This window comes from Shewanella sp. cp20 (assembly GCF_000832025.1).
In the GTDB taxonomy this organism is placed as follows: domain Bacteria; phylum Pseudomonadota; class Gammaproteobacteria; order Enterobacterales; family Shewanellaceae; genus Shewanella.
Genome location: NZ_JPII01000046.1, coordinates 1 through 18,887, shown reverse-complemented (window position 1 = coordinate 18,887; position 18,887 = coordinate 1). Strand labels below are relative to the sequence as shown.

Annotated in this window: 16 protein-coding genes; 7 read left to right on the top strand and 9 right to left on the bottom strand. The window is 51.6% G+C overall.

The features are described 5' to 3' along the window. Positions 1–98: 98 nt before the first annotated feature. Positions 99–743, bottom strand: a complete 645-nt coding sequence (locus DB48_RS14700; protein WP_041510987.1) for an MBL fold metallo-hydrolase — start codon at positions 741–743, stop codon at positions 99–101. 160 nt (positions 744–903) lie between these two features. Here DB48_RS14700 and DB48_RS14695 point away from each other — a divergent pair, with 160 nt between their 5' ends. The 5 genes from DB48_RS14695 to DB48_RS14675 all read left to right on the top strand — a co-directional run bounded on the left by DB48_RS14695 (position 904) and on the right by DB48_RS14675 (position 7,737). Beyond that, positions 904–2,193 carry an alpha/beta fold hydrolase gene (locus DB48_RS14695; RefSeq protein WP_041510986.1) on the top strand — a complete coding sequence of 430 codons (1,290 nt, stop codon included), beginning with the start codon at positions 904–906 and terminating at the stop codon, positions 2,191–2,193. A gap of 681 nt (positions 2,194–2,874) precedes the next feature. Next, complete coding sequence (locus DB48_RS14690) at positions 2,875–4,467, top strand: choice-of-anchor X domain-containing protein (protein WP_052813801.1); 1,593 nt, start codon at positions 2,875–2,877, stop codon at positions 4,465–4,467. A 71-nt stretch (positions 4,468–4,538) separates the two neighbouring features. Further along, on the top strand, positions 4,539–5,108 hold the full coding sequence (locus DB48_RS14685; RefSeq protein ID WP_041510985.1) for a hypothetical protein: 570 nt from the start codon (positions 4,539–4,541) through the stop codon (positions 5,106–5,108). A 975-nt stretch (positions 5,109–6,083) separates the two neighbouring features. Then, positions 6,084–6,935 (top strand): nucleotidyltransferase domain-containing protein, encoded by an 852-nt coding sequence (locus DB48_RS14680; RefSeq protein WP_041510984.1) that lies wholly within the window; start codon positions 6,084–6,086, stop codon positions 6,933–6,935. After that, positions 6,928–7,737 carry a hypothetical protein gene (locus DB48_RS14675; RefSeq protein WP_041510983.1) on the top strand — a complete coding sequence of 270 codons (810 nt, stop codon included), beginning with the start codon at positions 6,928–6,930 and terminating at the stop codon, positions 7,735–7,737. The genes DB48_RS14680 and DB48_RS14675 overlap by 8 nt, the downstream gene beginning before the upstream one ends. Before the next feature lie 169 nt (positions 7,738–7,906). Here DB48_RS14675 and DB48_RS14670 read toward each other — a convergent pair whose 3' ends face one another. From DB48_RS14670 to DB48_RS14640, 7 genes are all read right to left on the bottom strand, one after another. Further along, the gene (locus tag DB48_RS14670) at positions 7,907–8,770 is read right to left on the bottom strand and encodes a DODA-type extradiol aromatic ring-opening family dioxygenase (protein WP_235375415.1); all 864 of its coding nucleotides are present in this window, start codon (positions 8,768–8,770) and stop codon (positions 7,907–7,909) included. Then, entirely contained in the window at positions 8,767–9,759 is a 993-nt protein-coding gene (locus DB48_RS14665) for a glutathione S-transferase family protein (RefSeq protein WP_082035655.1), read from the bottom strand. Before DB48_RS14665 ends, DB48_RS14670 begins: the two co-directional genes overlap by 4 nt. 78 nt (positions 9,760–9,837) lie before the next feature. Next, entirely contained in the window at positions 9,838–10,278 is a 441-nt protein-coding gene (locus DB48_RS14660) for a DoxX family protein (protein WP_041510981.1), read from the bottom strand. A gap of 283 nt (positions 10,279–10,561) precedes the next feature. Then, positions 10,562–11,470 (bottom strand): LysR family transcriptional regulator, encoded by a 909-nt coding sequence (locus DB48_RS14655; protein ID WP_041510980.1) that lies wholly within the window; start codon positions 11,468–11,470, stop codon positions 10,562–10,564. 217 nt (positions 11,471–11,687) lie between these two features. Continuing rightward, the gene (locus DB48_RS14650; protein ID WP_041510979.1) at positions 11,688–12,068 is read right to left on the bottom strand and encodes a cytochrome c3 family protein; all 381 of its coding nucleotides are present in this window, start codon (positions 12,066–12,068) and stop codon (positions 11,688–11,690) included. Positions 12,069–12,140: 72 nt separating this feature from the next. Beyond that, positions 12,141–13,772 carry an HAL/PAL/TAL family ammonia-lyase gene (locus DB48_RS14645; protein WP_443018668.1) on the bottom strand — a complete coding sequence of 544 codons (1,632 nt, stop codon included), beginning with the start codon at positions 13,770–13,772 and terminating at the stop codon, positions 12,141–12,143. A gap of 49 nt (positions 13,773–13,821) precedes the next feature. Continuing rightward, positions 13,822–15,381: a flavocytochrome c gene (locus DB48_RS14640; RefSeq protein ID WP_041510977.1), complete on the bottom strand. Its 1,560-nt coding sequence runs from the start codon at positions 15,379–15,381 to the stop codon at positions 13,822–13,824. 195 nt (positions 15,382–15,576) lie between these two features. Here DB48_RS14640 and DB48_RS14635 point away from each other — a divergent pair, with 195 nt between their 5' ends. Continuing rightward, positions 15,577–17,100, top strand: a complete 1,524-nt coding sequence (locus DB48_RS14635; protein WP_041510976.1) for a sigma-54-dependent Fis family transcriptional regulator — start codon at positions 15,577–15,579, stop codon at positions 17,098–17,100. Between the two features lie 130 nt (positions 17,101–17,230). Here the strand turns inward: DB48_RS14635 and DB48_RS14630 are convergent, their stop codons facing one another. After that, a complete protein-coding gene (locus tag DB48_RS14630; RefSeq protein WP_041510975.1) occupies positions 17,231–18,388 on the bottom strand; it encodes a porin in 1,158 nt (385 codons plus the stop codon). 314 nt (positions 18,389–18,702) lie between these two features. Here DB48_RS14630 and DB48_RS14625 point away from each other — a divergent pair. Next, the coding region (locus DB48_RS14625; RefSeq protein ID WP_041510974.1) for a DUF4250 domain-containing protein at positions 18,703–18,887 on the top strand (185 nt) is incomplete at its 3' end.

Sequence of the window (18,887 nt, the reverse complement as noted above, 5' to 3'; positions counted from 1 at the left end):
ACGGAAATAAGAAAACAGACGCAAAGCGTTGCAAAAGATTTCACAAAAAGGAGACGCGGCCCGAGCGAGCCGCGCAGTTTAGCGAACCGATAACACGTTTAGTTCAGCAGTTGATCCGCCACGAAGGGGTTTTGTTGGCGCTCGGCGCCGAAGGTCGAGACAGGCCCATGGCCCGGAATGAAACTCACCTCGCGTCCCAGGGGCCAGAGCACCTGAGTGATGGAGTGGATCAGCGCCTGATGACTAGACTGAGGAAAATCGGTGCGGCCGATGGAGCCCTTAAACAGCACATCCCCCACCCAGGCCAGCTTATCGGGCTCGCTGTAAAAGACGATGTGACCCGGCGTATGTCCTGGGCAATGCAGCACCTCCAAGGTCTGCTCGCCGACACTGACCCTATCGCCCGAACAAAGATACTGTGCAGGCGCAAAGGCCGCGACCGGCATGAAACCAAAGTGCTTACTCTGTTGCGGCAGGGTCTCGAGCCAGAAGGCATCATCCTTGTGAGGGCCAATAATGGGCACGCCCGTGGCATCCGCCAGCGCCTTGGCGCCGCCCACATGGTCGATATGCCCATGGGTTAGCAGTATTTTCTCTAGCGTCAGGCCATGATGCGTCAATTGCTGCTGGATGCGCTCTATGTCGCCGCCGGGGTCGACCACCGCGGCCAGCTTGGTTTTTTCGCACCAGATGATGCTGCAATTTTGCTGAAAAGGCGTCACAGGCACAATTTGATACTTCATCTTATTCTTTCCACTTTCATCCACCTCGGCATAGATTAAGTGATCGCGGTGGGATTCACTAACGGCACTGACAAAAAGATTGATCTAGGATAACCTATCCGCGTCATTTAGTACCCCATTGCCTCACACTGGCGCATAAAATTTACAATAAAGGCTCATCATGTCAGACCTTCAACGCCTCGCCGGCATCCACTGCCGCAAACATCAATTTTCTCTGCCACTGGATCACAATGCAAAGGATGGCGAAACCATCGAGGTGTTCGCCCGCGAACTCGTGGCCCCAGAACACAAAGACAGCCAGCTGCCTTATCTGGTCTATTTCCAGGGCGGCCCAGGCTTTGGCGCCATCCGGCCCGCGGCAAACGGCGGCTGGATAAAGCGCGCCCTGCAGGAGTATCGCGTCTTGCTGCTGGATCAGCGCGGCACAGGCCTGTCGAGCCCCATCAACTATGTTTCACTCGCGCACCTCGACTCACAGGCCCAGGCCGATTACCTGAGCCATTTTCGCGCCGACAGCATCATCAAGGATGCCGAGCTTATCCGCGCGCAGCTGATAGGCGATGAAAAATGGAGCATACTCGGCCAGAGCTTCGGCGGCTTCTGCGTACTCAAATACTTAAACGATGCGCCTCAAGGTCTCATTGAGGCCTACATCACGGGCGGCATCCCCTCGCTCACCCGCAGCGCCGATGAGGTCTATCAGGCCACCTACAAGCGAGTGCTGGCCAAGAACCAGGACTTCTTCGCCCGTTTCCCCGACGCGCAGGAGCTGGTGGAACGTCTGGCAACCTATATACAAGAGAACGAGGTGCGAATCGCCACCGGCGAGCGACTCACAGTAGAGATGTTGCAGCTACTGGGGATCAACATCGGCATGGAGCAAGGCGGCGAGCCTGTCTATTACCTGCTAGAGCAGGCGCTCATCGACACCGCCCAGGGCACTCAGGTTAATCCGCTGTTCTTGGCCCACTTCTGCCAGCTGCTGGACTTTAACACCAACCCCATCTTCGCCCTGCTGCACGAGAGCATCTATTGTCAGCAAGGCGCCTCAAGCTGGGCGGCCCAGCGGGTAAGACAAAGCTATGATGAGTTTAACTACCAGGCAGACAAGCCCTTCCTGTTCACCGGCGAGATGGTCTATCCCTGGTTTTTCGATCAGTTCACCAACCTCAAACCGCTGAAACACGCCGCCCACCTGCTGGCCGACAAGGCCGACTGGCCCATGCTGTACGACCCGGCGAAACTCGCCGACAACCAGGTGCCTGTGGCTGCGGCCATCTATAGCGAAGATATGTTTGTCGAGATGAACTACAGCCTGGAGACCGCCGCTCAGGTGGGGAACCTGAGGTACTGGCTCACCTCAGAATATGAGCACAATGGCATCCGCATGGATGGAGAGCATATTTTGGATAGGTTGATTGGGATTAATCGAGGGGAGAGGCTTAGGTAAATCTGCTCGGGGCGTATCGCTCGCCCCTTTTCCCCTGCTCTTTTCGGCCGCTCGCTAATAATAACGATTCACTTTAATCGTTGAATAAAATTGTCATTAATTAACGTGATTTGAAGGTCGCAACTTCATTGCTGTTAATTGCCTGCGGCAGGCTTATGTGCAGATACATTTGCTACCCGCCGACTCTTTGTTTTAAAAGGAGTCATCCATGTAGGCTCGACGATGACATCTGACCTACATGGGTGTAGGAAATGCCAATAAATGTAGGGAACATTTTTGGCCCTGCCATCGACGTCCGCAAATGTATCTACACCGAGTATCTAACGTCTCTTCGATTTAGCTTCATCTGTTACTCGTAGATACAAGCTATTATTTTTAAATAAAAAGCGCATTAGAATATGACGTGCCATGTTGAATACCAACTACAGGATAGACTAAAATATCACCAATCAAGGACAGAGCCAGGCCAACTCGATTCAAACATCGACGACGCCATTCAAGGAATGAAAAACCAACATGCACCAATCAAATCCCTCAAAAAGTTAACTCTGACCCTATTTAATTGAGAAAACAGTCGGAAATCACGCGATCGTACTTTATGGAAGTCTTGGCACCAGGTCTGGACAGATGCACAAGTCATAGGCGAGGCGATTGTTGGAATGCTGAAATGGAGTGTTGGCAATGAAACTCATTAATTTGATTCTCACCTTGGTACTGCTCATTTGGACAAGTTCATCTATGGCGATGGATTCCGTCACGCCATTCCAGCAATTACGCATAAATAAAGCGGCTGCCATACAAGATGGTCAATTTGTTGCGTCATTTAGCATCCCGAGAAGTGATGGCTTTACCTTAATGATTCCGAACGCGGATGACTTCTTAACGAACACTATTTCGATCACCACTCCCGGCAATAAGATAATAGACGCAAGTAATTTTGCTGCATTCGGGGTTGAATTCAGTCAATTTCTACCGGTCAACGAGCTTACCTCCCCCATGACGACCAACAATGTCTGGATCATTAAATTCTCGGACGTCATTCCCGGTTCTTATACCGTTAGAGGCTTTACCTCATCTTCAAGATCGCATGTTCCGATCGAGGTGTTAGTTGAAAATTCAGCTATTTTCTTTCATTTGGTAATAGGTTCTTCCTCCAATAAGCCTATGGTTGATCATCATCTTCCCATCTCAGTGTTACTAGCGGATGGGGACCTGCCATATGTAAATGGACAAGTTTCATTCGAAATTTCTAAAGATGGGGAAGTGCAGCACGCCAGCATACGTGATGACGGTGTGTATCCGGATTATCTGGCAAATGACGGGATTTATTCGACGCTTTTTGTGCCGTTATCCGTTGGAATTTATGATGTGACTGTCAATGTTTCCGGCAGGGATAAGAATGGTGACGAATTTGAGGCGCAAATATACAGAGCTTTCAAGGCACTTCAGGATAACGTTTATCTTACCGGCAAGCATAGCGAAGTGCTTATCGATGAAGATGGCGACGGCTACAATGATGCATTAATGCTTGAATTTGAAACCGGCGGAGTGCTTCAAGGAGAGGGAGAGTACGATATCAGGGTGAGCTTGAAGACGAATGATGGAAGGACTTTAGTGGCTCATCAGCGCATAGAATCACCAGAGAAGAAATTTTACGTCAAGTTTGATGGGAAGTATCTGAGAACTCTGGATTATTCAGGGACATTCAAGTTTTTTAGCATAGGAATTATATACAATGACAATATTATTCATCGGAACCAGTCCTTTGGCAGTACCTCATACTATGACCATGACTCTTGGGAACGAGACGATTTACTTTATTTAGGTAATGTGACATTCGAGTCCATTGACAGCGCGGATGGGCGTTTCATCGAAATGATAAACGTATCCTTTGAGGTGGATACGCTTCCCGCGGCAGCAAAGTTTGGCTATTCGGCCACAATAACCACTGTCGATGACGAGCATATCGGAGTCTATGGCAATCCTGACATCGAACTGAAGAAAGGGATTAACAGAATTACATTCTCCATTCCTGCATTTGATTTTGCAAAACTACAATCAAACACGGCATTGAAAATAAAACAATTAACCATGTATCCCTTGATAAAGGGTGGCAATGTTATATCTAAAAGGAATGTGGCAACCAGTGCATTATATTCCTGGTGGGACTTTCGAGGCTGTTCAACGGGCGAGAATACCATTCCCGTTGTGGTAGGCAATGAGGTCACTTCTACTGGAAAAACCATGTATACATGTAGCCCAAAAAGACTATGACGGCGACTTGCTCAAGGTTAGCGATCAAAAGAAAGATAATTTTGGCACATTAACACAGTGGAGCATTCAGTTTGAATAAGTTAAGAATGTTAGAAGCATTGTGTTCGCTATTATTCGGCGCTGCGCTGTTTTACAGTGCAGCGCCCGGAGATACAGGTGTCTCTTTTTTCCCTATGTTGCTGGATTTAGAGCCGCTCTACATATGCTTTGCTATCTGGCTGATATTATCCGGTCTTATCGCTTGGTATTTCGGGCCTGCTAAATGGCCGAATATGTTGATTTTTGGGGCCATAGGCATGTTGTCTATTGTCGTGTTATATCCTGTTGAAAAAAGAGTCTATCAGCCCCCAAGCAAGATAGTTGCCGCCGCGACACAGTATTTGGATAACAACAAAATCTTATATAGCGATTTCATAGCAGTTCCAAGGACTAGAAGCTTATTTGATCCATTTAGACCTCATTATTGGGCTATTCGTGTTCACGCCGATAGAGTACCCAGTGAAATAGAAACTGATGTTTCCTGGGATTCAGAAAAGTATGGGAGGTTTGAGGTGTCTGTTAGAGAATCATTTTGGGGAACTCTGGATATTAAAAGTGGAGCATGGTCATCCGATCCCTCATTTTTTTGGCATAAGAAATAAGTCGCATAAATTATGGATAGCATCCAACAACACTTCAACATCACTCAAGACCGTCGCTAGAGCGCAAAAGAAATTAGTCGGGCTAACCATTATGATATGTGGAGTCAGTGATATGTGGGGTCAGAGTATACTTTATTTGATTACCATATTTTTCCTCACCCCCAGCTTTAGAGTTCATGCTCTATCGCATTTCTGTCCAAAAGTTTCTCACAAGGTCAAATCGAATCAACTTGGGGAGAGGCTTAGGTAAATCTTCTCAGGGGCGTATCGCTCGCCCCTTTTCCCTGCTCTATCTCTTGATCATTTCCTGTTTTCGTCCATCGAGGCTATTTCGCGTTTCTAACATAATTATTTTAGCCGTTGGCGGTGATAGCTTTTGTTAAGGTGATTTGAAGGTCGTACCTTCATGGCTATCTAACGCCTGCCCGGCGAGGGATGTGCAGATACGCCTGTGACACGCTGTGCGCCATCCCTGGCCGCTCTGCGGTTTCATCCCTGAAACCGAAGGTCACTTGCGTATCTGCACTCGGTATCTAACGTCTCTTCGATTTGGCTTCATTTGATGTGAGTAGGAGGGCTAGATGAATGTCCGGCAGGTTGCCAAACTCTACTCGCTAGACTGCGCATCTATACAGGTATAATGGGATTTTGCAAAAAAGCGCCCCTTTCGCTTCCTACTATGTAATCTTGCTGTTCTCGCTTTGTTTTTAGAACATTCGTAACTAATTGATTAAATTTAGTAAAAAACTGGGCATCAGCCATTTAATAGCGAGTGGTAGAGGTCTCGCCCTTTCTTTCAAATAAGCAAAGTCTCGCTTTGTTTTCTGGCTGCTTATTTTCTCCTTGTTATGTAATGCTGTTATTGATATAAATTTCAGATATTTAAAAAAGTTTGTCGCGATGTACATTAGTAGGAAGTGATTTACATAGGCGGCATTCTCGCTAATAAGCGTTAGAGTTCAAGAGGATTGAGCATTGCCATACACGGTACCCGTATCGTTTGACAAATTCATTGAGAATATATCTGTTTCAGGCAATCAGTCTGAGACTGCAAACAGTCGATCTCAGTCTATTGTAAATTTGTTAGATAAGGATTTTTCGATACTTGAAGCTTTTCCAATTGGCTCTCTAGTAAGTGGAACCTCTTTGAAGGGGTATGCTGATGCAGATGTAATGTTAGTTTTACATTTCGGGAATCACATCGATGGTAAATCTCCAACGCAAGTGCTTCAGGCTGTTCGGGATAAGCTAAGTGAATACAATACACGCATGGCTAAAAAAAATGGACAAGCTGTAACGCTCTATTTTAAAACTTGGCCAAATGTCGACATTGTTCCAGCATATAGAGTTACCGATAACGGGACGTTCTATTGTTACAAAATACCCAATATGAATGACGATACATGGATCGAAACAAGGCCAAAGATCCACATTAAAAATATGAAGGCTGTTTCGAGTAGCAAAATTAACTTGGTGAAAATGATAAAGGAATGGAATCGAAAGCATTCCTCTTATCTATCATCATTCCACATCGAAGTAATGGCCTTAAGTTACGAAGACTTTTATGAGGACTATGCCTGGCACACCTTTAAGTTCTTTGAGCATATGTATGATAAAACGCAATATAGAATACCAGCCCCTTCAGGGTTAGGTGGTTACGTTGATGACTACCTTGGCTACGCTGATCGTCAAGAGGCACGGAAAAGAATAGAAATAGCACTGGGCAATAGCAGAAATGCTTGGTCTGATTCATACAACAATAGAGATAAAGATTCTATTGAAGGTTTTGGTAGGTTGTTCGGGGAGAGGTTTCCATCATATGGCTAGTTTGCAAGCATTATCTAGCGCCGTATTAGATAGCGCAAAGGTCAAATCAAAATATAAGATCGGCCTTCATATACTAACCTTCGTTTGCGCAGCATTATCAATATTTCTAAATGGACAGTGGCTATATTCATTAGCCGTTATTGCGCTCATCAGTGAGTTGATCTCTTGGTTCTTATCTCTTTCTATCGAAAGCAAGAAATCACTGGGGCAAGAAATATTGAGGTTAAATATACTTCAGCAAGCCTTCGGATCAAAAATGGCTGTTGACGTAGCATATTTAAAAAGTAAGGTGGATAAACAAGACTACTCGAAGTCTGAAAAATTTGATAATCAGGCGTACTATGCAACAGAAAACCCTGAGCCTGAAAAGAGATTAGTAGATATACTTCAAGAAAGCTGTTTTTGGTCACAGCATCTATATCAAAGCTGCCAGAAAAGAGCTGTAGCTTTTTCAGTCTTTCTTTCGATACTAATAATCGTGCTGGTAATAACAGGCCTGACACTGATTGGTTCGGATGGTAATTATTCAGTACCAAGATTATCGCTACTATTCTTAACATTTTTCCCGCTTTGGAGTTCAGTTGGTGATGCTGTTAGTTTCTCGGCAGCTAGCAACAAACTACAGAGTATCGATCAGCGTCTTAGCAATATTGGGTATGAACAATCTAGTATCTTATCTATTTTTGCTGAATATAACGTTGTGACCTCGAATACGCCTCTAATACCACAAAAAGTGTATGAATCTGAGCAGTCCAAACTCGCTGAACTGTGGGATGAAAGAATCGGCAGTGAAAAACTCTAACAAGCGCATGTTGTCGGACTGGTTTTCCGCTGCGCTAAAAACCAGCCGCAAATGCGGGCGTTAGCCATAGAAATATTAATTTTAAACTCACATAGTAAAGCAAAAGTCCTAACGCAGAAATATCCAAGAGTGGGTTATGTTGCGTAAGACACCTCTACCGCGCTGATAGTCACTCAAGCCAGGCGTAGGTATCTAGGGCGAGGATTTGTAACTCGACGCTTTGGTGGAGTCGCAGTGGCGGCTTGCTAGCCTCATCAGCCGCCCCCGTATGCCCTGCGCCTAGGGCGACGTAGAAGGGCATCAGGTGTTCTGTGCTGGGGTGGTTAAACCTCGTATGCGGTGCCTGGCGCTCGACATCCAGCAGTGCGGGCAGATCCCCTTGGGTAAGCTTGTCCGCTATCCAATTCACGAAGCCTTGCATCTTCTCCACCTTTTGTGGGTCGCCAGGGCGGCGAAACAGCTCGCCCAGGTTATGGCTGATGCCACCCGAGCCGAGTATCAACACGCCCTCGGCGCGCAGGGATTTTACAGCCTGCCCAAGCCGATAGTGATAGCTCGCGCCCTGGCGGCTGTCGATTGAGACCAGCACCAGAGGGATATCCGCCGCGGGATAGAGGCGAGTGAGCGGTGTCCAGAGGCCGTGATCCCAGCCAAGCTGCTCATCTAACTCGGCGTCAAACCCAGCGGTTTGCAGAAGATCCACGATCTTAGCGGCCAGCTGGGGCGCACCAGGAGCCGGGTAACGCACCCGGAACAGGGCATCGGGAAAACCATAGAAGTCATGCACGGTGCGCGGCGCCTCAGCGGATGCAACGCGCACCAAACCTGAAATATCCGTGTGGGCCGAAAACACCACAATGGCCTTGGGTCTTGGCAGGCGCTGGCCCAGTTCGGCGAGAAACGCGGCATTTTCGCTCGCTTCCAGCGCCAGCATGGGTGAGCCGTGGGAGACAAACAGGCTTGGCATTAGCCTCGCGCCTTTTGCAGCCTCGAGCTGCTCGCTCATCTCTCGGGAGATCTGACTTACACTCATATACTGACCTTCTCTATCCAAGACTGTTCGGGGCCAAGGGGCACTATGCCGTTCGGGTTAAGTGCCTTTATCGAATAGTAGCCACGCTTGATGTGATCGACATTCACCGTGGCGGCTATGCCGTCCAGGGCATAGATACGCTGCAGATAGGCCTGCAGATGAGGCTTCTGGGCGATCAACTCGCGATTACACTTGAACAGGCCATAGTAGGCGACATCGAAACGTACCAGGGTCACAAAGGCGCGAATGTCCGACTCGGTCAGCAGCTCGCCCAGCAAATAGGGGCGTCCGTCGGCTAACATCTGCTCAAGTTCATCGAGCAAGTTAAACACACCTTGATAGGCCTCTTCGTAGGCAAACTGGCTGCTGGCAAACCCCGCCTTGTAGACGCCGTTATTGAGCTGGTGATAGAGACGCTCATTCAGGCTATCGATAACTTGGCTTTGCTCTTTTGGATAGAGGTCAAGCGCCGAGTCGGTAAGGTGATCGAAGGCACTGTTCAACATGCGTATGATATCGGCCGACTCGTTATTGACTATCACCTTGCGCTGCTTATCCCACAGCACTGGCACGGTTGCCCTGCCTGTAAAATGGGGATCGGCCTGGGTATAGAGCTGATGCAGATACTCATGGCCATTCAGCTGGTCGACATCGAAAAGGCTAACGACGCCCCCACTGTGATTAGGCTCATCGCCAAACTGCCAGCCCTGGTCTGACAGCACGGGATTGACCACGCTGACACTGATATGCTCGCTGAGTCCCTTGAGCGCCCGCACCATCAGGGCACGTGATGCCCAGGGGCAAATATAGGCCACATACAGATGATAACGGCCTGATTCCGCCTTGAAGCCGCCCTCCCCTGTGGGGCCCGCCTCCCCCGTGGGGGTTATCCAGTGACGAAAGCTAGAGGTCTGACGCACGAAGCGCCCCTGATCATCTTTCGCCTGAACCGGCTGCCAATCGCCGCGCCATACACCATCGACTAACATCTGCATCTCCTCTTAAACGCTTAACAGGATGCGGGACATAGTCTCCTACACCCGCCCCTAGATGAATAATGACTAGCCTTAGAGACGGTCAGCCAGTAGCTTGTCGACCGAGAAGCGTCCGGCGCCCTGCAGCGCCAGCGAGAATGAGGCGGCCAGCAAGATCAAGGCAAATTCATAGCCGTTGTTAGAGACAAACAGGCCGTTGCCCACATGCAGCGTCATGGCTACCGCCATGGTGAAGGCGGTCAGCGCCGCGGCTGGACGAGTGAGTAAACCCAGCACCAGTGCCAGACCACCGAAGAACTCGGCGCTACCGGCCAGCAGAGCCATCAGGTAACCGGGCTCGAAACCGACGCTGGCCATCCACTGCCCTGTGCCTTCCAGGCCATAACCACCGAACCAGCCAAAGAGCTTCTGGGCGCCGTGGGCGGCCAGGATAAGACCGAGTGGGACGCGCAGTACCAGAGGGGCCAGGCCTGCATCGCTGTTGAGTAGTTTGATTAATGTTTGCTTGTTCATAGTGCTTTCCTCAAAGATGTTGGGTTTGCAGCCTTTGGCTTGGATTAGGTATTAGCCATTCGCTGCCGATGAGGTAAATGTAGCTCTCAACGCAAAATTGATAAATATCGCTATCGTTTAATGATTAGCAACAAAATGACGATAATAACTAAAGATCACTGACAGAGACTCAAGCGGGGCTGGCACGAGTTTCTGTATGCATGCGGGCCTAAATGCCTGAGTGCTTGAGAGCTTGAGAGCTTGAGTGCTTGCGCGTTAGGAATTCGCCGCTATGAAGGCTGGGTTAATCCTCCGGCAGATCCCAATAAGGCGTCTTGCCATAGTATTGGCTCAGGGCATCGACGAAGCAGCGCACCTTGCTGGCGAGAAACTTACGATGCACATAGACGGCGTACAGGCCGAAGGGTTCTGGGGTGTAATCGTCGAGTATGGTCTTAAGCTGACCGCGCCGCAGCGCCTTGCTCACCAAGAAGGTAGGCTGCACCACTATGCCGCGCCCGGCGATGGCCGCCTCCACCAGCATGTCGCCATTATTACAGGCAAAGTCGCTGGGGAGCTTCAGCGCCGAGAAATGCTCGCCGAAGCGCCCAAAGGCCGCCCCCAGATCCGAGTAACTAAAATGCAGATAGTTGTGATGAATAAGGTCTTCCGGTGTCTTGGGCTCGCCATGCTCGGCCAGATACTCGGGCGAGGCGCAGATCACCAGCTTCACCTGGGTAAGCTTCTTGGCGATTAGCGAGGAGCTTGAGAGCCGACCGATACGCAGCGCCACATCGACGCCATCTTCCAACAGATCCACCTTCTTATCGGTGAGGGTGATATCCAGCCTGACATCCGGATGTTGTCTTTGAAACTGCACCAGGGCATTGGGCAGATGATGTATGCCAAAAGACATGGGGGCGCTGACGTTGAGCAGGCCCGAGGCACTCTCGCTGAGGTTAGTGAGGGCGTTGTCCATCTCCTCGATATCGATCAACACCTGCTGGCAGCGCTCGAAATAAGCCCTGCCCGCCTCGGTCACATTGACCCGCCGTGTGGTGCGGTTGAGCAGGCGCACCTTGAGGTGCTCTTCGAGCTGGGACACATATTTACTCACCAGCTGAGAGGAGAGCCCTAACTTGTCGGCCGCCTTGGTGAAGGAGCCCTCCTGCACCACCGCCGCAAAGGCCTTCATGGTATCGATTCTATCCACGCGCTGCTCCTCAACCTCAATTAGTCACCAAATGTTGATAATCAACCATAAAATAGCCGATTTCCCAGATTAACAGAAGGTAATTTAAGGGGAAACGGTAGAGAGATAGAGGCAAAGATAACGGCAAGGTTCAACATAAAGAAAAAGGCCACAGCAGCGGGAGCGTGCGCTGTGGCCCGAATCCCCAGACTCGGCACTGGGCGCCCTAGCCTAACGGCTAACGTTTCATCTTAGGGTACTTAAACTCATGACACTGGTTACAGTACACCTTGCTCTCCTTGTGCTCCTGATGACAGTAGGTACAAGGGAGATCGCTGCCATAGTGCAGGCTGTCATGGGGATTAGGTTCTACGCTGTGCCCCGTGCCCTCGGGGCGCTTGGTTAACTCGGCCATCTCGGCCGCGGTACCATGACAGGACTCGCAGGCGCTCATCTTAGGTATGCTCTTGCGTTTCTGCTCACCATGGCAGGCACTGCACTCGATCTTGCCCTGTTCGTTGGTCATGATCTCTTGGTGATAATCTTTCAGCTTCATGGCCTGTACGCCTGGGGCGCTCAGTAGCGCCGCCAAACAGAGGGCCGATAATACTCTTAACATCTTGAATCCTTATTGTGGGGCGAGTAACGCCCCACCTGATAGCGATAGTCCGCCTATCGCTTTATCTACTAATCAGTACTTAACGATAAACTCGTGTGAGGCCTGAATATCCGGCGTGAACGGACGGTCAAGCTCGACGAAAGGCACCTGCTTACGATAAGCCTGGTACATGGCCTTAGTCGCCTTGCCTAGCTTAAGGTCGGCATTGGCCGCCTTGCGCAGATCGATCGCCTGGGTAGAGTGCAACAATTCGAGACCATACATGGTGTTGATGTTGTCGACGATCTGGATCAGGTTATCGCTCGCCAGCTTAAGGTTGGTGAAGGTGTCTTCGATGTTACCGGCGATCTGAATGCCGTCGAAGGAGACAGGCGTCGCCAACATCTTGTTGCGCACTTGCATATCCACGAAGGTTTTCTGTATTGCACCGAAGGCGTGACCATTGTTACCCGGCGCGCTCAAAAAGCGTGGCAGATGGGTAAAGTGATCATCCGACAGATGAATGGTGCGCATGGCGCTGTTGTGTGACACATGGGTCAGGGCCACGCTCAGTTGCTGCACCGCCAGGGCCACGGGCAGCGGCTCGAAGTTGGTGGTTGGGAACACACCGCCCTTGCCTTCAACCAGATACTTGGCCACCTGAGAGTTTTCGGCGTACTGCTTGCTGGCGCCGAGGATCACCCCAGGGTTATCGTCCGAGTGGTTGATCTGAATGTCGATCACCTGGCCAAGATCCGCCAGCGCCTTCTGCGCGCTCGCCAGGGTATAGGCGGTAGTGCGGTAGCTCAGCGGATCCTGCAGTGGACGCTCGCTATTAAGCTCCCAAAGGTAACTGCCAGAGAGCGAACCTAAGATATCTTCTGTCGTCGCCTTCAAATAAGGGAAAGGACGAATGTCGTTAGTCTGCGGCAGGAAAGGCGCCACGTTACCGTTTAGGCCTTCCAGGCTCAGGCCAAATACCGTTGGCGACACCTGTAGCAGATGCTCGGCATCCTGATAGCCCTGCATGGCATAGGCCACAGCTACCGAGTTGTTGGACAGGATAGACAGGGCATCTTTTCCGATAGGCTTCAGCGGCTTAACGCCGGCCTTATCCATCGCCTCGACACTGCTCATACGCTTGCCCTGATAGAAGACATCCCACTCGCCGATCATCGCAAGGCCCACATGGGAGGCCAGCAGAATATCCGCCTCGCCCACAGTGCCCAAAGAAGGGATGACAGGGGTGATCCCCTGGTTCAGATAGGCCTTATAGATCTCCGCCACATAGGGCTGTACGCCGGTGTGACCAGAGAGGATGGTATTGAGGCGTACCGCCAGGGCCACACGGGTGAGCCTTATCGGCATCGGCTCGCCAACACCCGCGCTGTGAGCTCTTAAGGTGCTGTAGTTAAAAGACTTAGAGGCAGCCATCACCTCGGCGCTGAGCTCACCGTTGGCATCGAACAGCTTGTGATCCTTGTTTAGTCCCACCCCAACGGTGAGGCCATACACAGGCTTACCCAGACGCGCCGCTTCCATCAAGAGATCGTGGGCCTTCACCAGCGCGGAGGCCGCCTGGGGCGCAATATCCACCTTGGCACCATCGGCAATGGCCCAGGCCTGCGCCTGCGTCATATGCTGACCGTCGAGCACTACGGTATCATTTGCCATCACGGCGCCAGAAGCCACGGCCAAGGCAGTTGTGGCCAACAGAGTATTCATTTTTTTCATCATCAATTCCTTAATATTTTTATTGGGCTTCACACCTGTGCTAAGCCTGTTTTAATTCGATTGCCGCGCTCGACGCGCAGATACGACCGGCATTTCTGCCCGTCACCACACCTTCAGCCACGGCGCAGGCGCCGAGACGACTCGCCCCATGTATGCCACCTGTGGCCTCACCGGCGGCATACAGGCCGGCAATTGGCTCGTTGCTCACCAGATGCAGCACCTGAGACTGGGTATTCACCTTCACGCCGCCCATGCAGTAGTGCACCTTGGGCCACATACGCACGCCATACCAGGGACCCTCTTCCAGCGCCATGGCCTTCTGCATCGGACGGCCAAACTCCTTGTCCTCACCCGCCTTCACCGCCTGGTTCCAGCGCTTCACCTGTGCTTTCAATGCCTTGGCGGGGATCTGATACAGGGCCGCTAGCTCCTCAAGGGTGTCCGCCTGCTGGATCACCTTGTACTTGAGGCCCCACTCCAGGGTCTGGGCCTTGGCCGCCCCTTTGGCATTGGTAAATCCAACGGGATAGACGGGATTACCCTGCTGGTCGCGACGCGTCATGATGGCGTCGGCTCTTGCCTTACGGTCAGCCAGCTCGTTGAAAAAACGCTCGCCGGTGCGCACATCGACCACTATGCCGCTGGGATAGGTGGCGATGGTGTTGAACTGCGAGGCGGTGCCGAAGCCCTTCTCATCGGGGGAGGCCCAGGGACCAAGCTGGATCTGATCTAAGTGGATCGGGTTGGCACCGATCAGCATCATCTGCTTGAGTGCCTCCGAAGTCGCTCCTGGATGGTTGGTAGAGTCAAGATCGCCATTTAATTCGGGCTGTTGCATCTGGCGATACTCGAGGTCACGGGAGAAACCGCCGGTGGCCATGATCACCCCTTTGCGTGCACCGATAAGACGCATTTTACCCGTGCGCTCTTTCGGAAAATAATAGCCATCACGAACTTGGACACCGATCACGCGACCCGCCTGATCTTTCACAAAAGATTCGAGCTTGGTCTGATTTCGCATCTCGATACCATGCTTCTTGGCCGCCTTGATCAGGGGACGAATGATGCCGGCCCCCGAGCTTTGCACCGTCTGCAATACCCGGGGCAGTGAATGACCGCCGAAGTGTTGCACGAAGGGCTTCCACTGGACACCGTAGGCCTCCAGCCACTGACAGGACTCGGCGGTGCCGTTACACACCAGCTTGAGCATCTCGACATCGTTCATGCCGCGGCCCGCCTCGAGCATATCGGCCACCATGGTCTCGACCGAATCCTCGATCCCCTCTTTGGCCTGTAGCTTAGACCCGGCCACCGCCATGGCGCCGCCGTTGATGGTTGAGTTGCCGCCAAACACAGGCATCTTGTCGATCACCATGACACTGGCACCCGCCTCTTTGGCCTGCAGTGCCGCCGACATACCCGCGAACCCACTGCCAATCACCAGCACATCGACTATCTCGTCGAAGCGAGGCGGCGCATCGGCGGAGCAATCGCTCGCCTGGGCGCTCATTGCCCCCAGTCCCGCCACACTGACGGCCATTGCGGCACCGCCTTTTAACAGCTGGCGACGACCCGGGCTAATCAGATCTTTCTGTTTCATTCTCTTGTTTCCTCTCAACTATTTGAGCAATTTAAAATCGGGAGAATTCACCCCGATTTCATACAGATAAGACTGCACCCGGCATGCCAACTACCTAAAAAGAGAGGGATAAGGAACAATTTATGAAGGGGGGCACAGAATCACGAAATATGATGATCTACAATCACGAAACTTCGTGATCACCGTGACATATCAATGCAAAAACAATTCTATTTCGAAGCCACCCAGCGCCTGTGCAGTAGCCTGGAACTGGAACAGTCACTGCAAGCCTACTTCGAATATGTCAGACAGCACCTCCCCATAGATGGCATCTTTCTCAACATCTATCGCCCCGAACATGGCGACATCCAGTTTCTGGCCCATGTGGATGAGGTCCAAACCAGGGCGCTGAACAAGCAGGTGAAGATCTCCACCGAGATGCAGACCCTACTCAGTCAGCCGGACCGCCCGGTAATGCGCATCATCAACGATCTCGACCACGATCAGGTAACGGGCTTTGTCGCGCCCCAGGTGATCCCTAACATTCAATCTGTGATCTTGCTGCGCATGCTAAGCGGCAACACCCACCTTGGCGTGGTGGGTTTCTATGCCAAGCACAAGGCGCAGTTTTGCCACCGTCACGCCGAGCTAATCGAGCCCCACAAGGACACCCTGTCGCTGATCACCGCCTTTAACCTCAAGGGCCGTAACCTGCTCAAGGCCAATCAGGCGCTCACCCAACAGAACCGGCTACTCAAAGAGGCCTTCAATCCCTGCGGCGTGATCGGCGCCGACTCTGGCCTCAAGCGGGTAATGACCCAGGTGGAGGCGATCGCCAAGCTGCATACCAGCGTGCTGATCCTTGGTGAAACCGGCTGTGGTAAGGAGGTGATCGCCAACGCCGTCCACTGTAAGTCACTGCGCGCCGACAAGCCCTTTATCAAGGTCAACTGCGGCGCCATTCCCGAGAGCCTGATCGACTCTGAACTGTTCGGCTACGAGAAAGGCGCCTTCACCGGCGCCGAGCAGCGCAAGGCGGGTTACTTCGAACAGGCCAATGGCGGCACCATCTTCCTAGATGAGATAGGCGAGTTGCCGCTGTCGGTACAGGTACGTTTGTTGCGGGTACTGCAGAATGGCACCATTACCCGAGTGGGCGGCTATGATGCCATCGACTTGAATATTAGGGTGATCGCCGCAACCCACAGAAACCTGCAGGCCATGGTGAAGAAGCAGACCTTTCGCGAGGATCTCTGGTACCGCCTAGCGGTCTTTCCTATCGAGATCCCCTCACTGCGTCAGCGCCGCTCGGATATCCCCTTGCTGGTGCAGCATTTTATCGAGGTTCTGGCGGCCAAGTTCAACCTATGCAAGTTGCCCAGAGTCAGTGCCGAACAGCTCGACAGCCTGAATCACTACCACTGGCCCGGCAATGTGCGCGAGCTGATCAATGTGCTGGAGCGGGCGATGATCGAAGCCCCCGAGGGGCCGCTAAACTTCAATCTGACTCAGGTCGATAAGGTTGAGCCCGCTAGCAGCGTCAAACAAGAAACCATCATCATAGATCCAAGCCACGCCAGCGATAAACTGGTGCCGCTGGATATGATGGTAAGCAAGTATATCGCCCATGCACTGAGGATCACCGGCGGAAAACTCTATGGTCCCGGCGGCGCTGCCGAGATGCTGGACATCAACCCCAACACTCTGCGCAGCAAGATGAAGAAGCTCGGCCTGTGTTAACGGCATTGGGCTAATCAATCGCTGCCAGGGCTTTTTTATCTTGGCCCATAGGTTCCCCGGCCGTTTGATAAAATAAGCAGCAACAAAAAAGCACTCCGAGGAGTGCTTTTTAACTGCAGGGAAAATGAGACTAGAAGAAGTAACGGATACCGACGGCGTAGCTGTTGTCTTGCGCCGCCTCGAAGCTCTTGTCATCCATGTCGCTGAAGTCGAACTTGGCCTCGGCAAACATCACGGTATCGCGACTGTAGCGATAGTGCAGACCGAGCACGGCAAACTGACGCGTCCAGTCACCCTTGATGGCCGTGGTCTCGTCGGTGTCCAGATCCTGATAAGAGATCAGGAAGCTTGGCACGAAACCATTGTCATAGTGGTAGGCCACCAAGAACTCGGCACCGGTAGAGTCATAAAGCTGACCGGCAACCAATTCGTTCTGCTTGCTCTGATGGGCGTTGAAACCGACATAGAGGCCCTTAGCATCACGGCCCGGCGCATACTGGTAGAAGGAGCCATACTGGGCACCGATACCTATGATCTCGTTGGTATCATTCACGCTGACACCCGCCAGCTCACCCTCGAAGTCGCCGCGGTTAAAGCCCGCAAGCACCTTAAACTTATCGGTGACATGATAGGTCAGGTTAGCACCATAGCTGGTATCGAAGCTCAGGCGAGAGCCATCGTCCACCGCCTGACCATTCTTGTCAAACAGAGCCACATCGCCATTTTGTTTGGCGGCATATTGCAGCGCGATATCCAGCGCGCCAAAGCTGTTGCGATAGATGAAGGCGGAATCGGCGCGGCCCGCACCGGTTAAACCACCGTCGCCAAAGGTATAGGCCCCCACAGAGTAACCCGTGTAGACGTTGAGCACGTCAGTGGTATAGGCCACGTCATAGTAAGCCCCCCACTGCTTACCAAAGGTCAGGCTACCCCACTTGTCGTGAGACAGGCCAACATAACCCAGACGGTTAAATAGAAAGTCTGAGGTCTTCTGCGCACCGAGCTGACCGCCGACATACTTGAGCGAATCGTCGCTGGTGACCATGTTGATGCCCCACTCGGTGTGAGCGAAGCTGCGCCAGCCGTTCTTCTCCTGGCGATCGAACCTGAAGCCGACACGCGAAAAATTATCGACAACGGCAGTATCATCACCATCATTTACGGCGGCAAAACCAAGCCAGCCCATCATATTCAGAGCATTGGTTTGATCCTTGTACAACTCGATAGCCTGCGCCGAGCTGGCCATCAATACAGATGGTATCAACAGAGCCAATAACTTCTTATTCATCACATTTTCCCTTTATCAGTGTTTACGCTGTTTTTTGTTAGCTTGGGTATTCCCAATGACCTCTCTCTACCAGCAGCTAACGTGCCAGCACTGGATAAAAGGGCTGTATCGACAGGAAGTTAGAATAAGATCAAACGTTCACGAAATATCGTGAAACGTCATCACTAAATATCGTGTTAACAGTTAAATATCGTTGTAAACAGCTATGGAAAGAGGTGTCATCAAAGGGCTGAGCCAGGTAACAGCGCCGTTGTCAGCCCATAAAAACTGGGCTAAACCTATAACAGATGCATACTCAGGCACAGGAGGACGAGATGGACTATCACTTAACCCAGCTCAGCGGCGACATTCTGGTGGGCATAGTCAACGAGCAGCTCAGGCTGAACTGTCAGGACAAGCAGGACCTCTTCTACCAGCTGGATATTCCCAGTGCCCAACTGGAGCAGAAACTGGCCGCCTCTGGGTTCGAATATGATCCCATAAGCAACCAGTACAAGGC

Coding starts and splice junctions, on each gene's coding strand:
- DB48_RS14700 (WP_041510987.1), bottom strand. CDS start 743: ATGAAGTATCAAATTGTGCCTGTGACGCCTTTTCAGCAAAATTGCAGC.
- DB48_RS14695 (WP_041510986.1), top strand. CDS start 904: ATGTCAGACCTTCAACGCCTCGCCGGCATCCACTGCCGCAAACATCAA.
- DB48_RS14690 (WP_052813801.1), top strand. CDS start 2,875: ATGAAACTCATTAATTTGATTCTCACCTTGGTACTGCTCATTTGGACA.
- DB48_RS14675 (WP_041510983.1), top strand. CDS start 6,928: ATGGCTAGTTTGCAAGCATTATCTAGCGCCGTATTAGATAGCGCAAAG.
- DB48_RS14670 (WP_235375415.1), bottom strand. CDS start 8,770: ATGAGTGTAAGTCAGATCTCCCGAGAGATGAGCGAGCAGCTCGAGGCT.
- DB48_RS14665 (WP_082035655.1), bottom strand. CDS start 9,759: ATGTTAGTCGATGGTGTATGGCGCGGCGATTGGCAGCCGGTTCAGGCG.
- DB48_RS14660 (WP_041510981.1), bottom strand. CDS start 10,278: ATGAACAAGCAAACATTAATCAAACTACTCAACAGCGATGCAGGCCTG.
- DB48_RS14650 (WP_041510979.1), bottom strand. CDS start 12,068: ATGTTAAGAGTATTATCGGCCCTCTGTTTGGCGGCGCTACTGAGCGCC.
- DB48_RS14645 (WP_443018668.1), bottom strand. CDS start 13,772: ATGAATACTCTGTTGGCCACAACTGCCTTGGCCGTGGCTTCTGGCGCC.
- DB48_RS14640 (WP_041510977.1), bottom strand. CDS start 15,381: ATGAAACAGAAAGATCTGATTAGCCCGGGTCGTCGCCAGCTGTTAAAA.
- DB48_RS14635 (WP_041510976.1), top strand. CDS start 15,577: ATGCAAAAACAATTCTATTTCGAAGCCACCCAGCGCCTGTGCAGTAGC.
- DB48_RS14630 (WP_041510975.1), bottom strand. CDS start 18,388: ATGAATAAGAAGTTATTGGCTCTGTTGATACCATCTGTATTGATGGCC.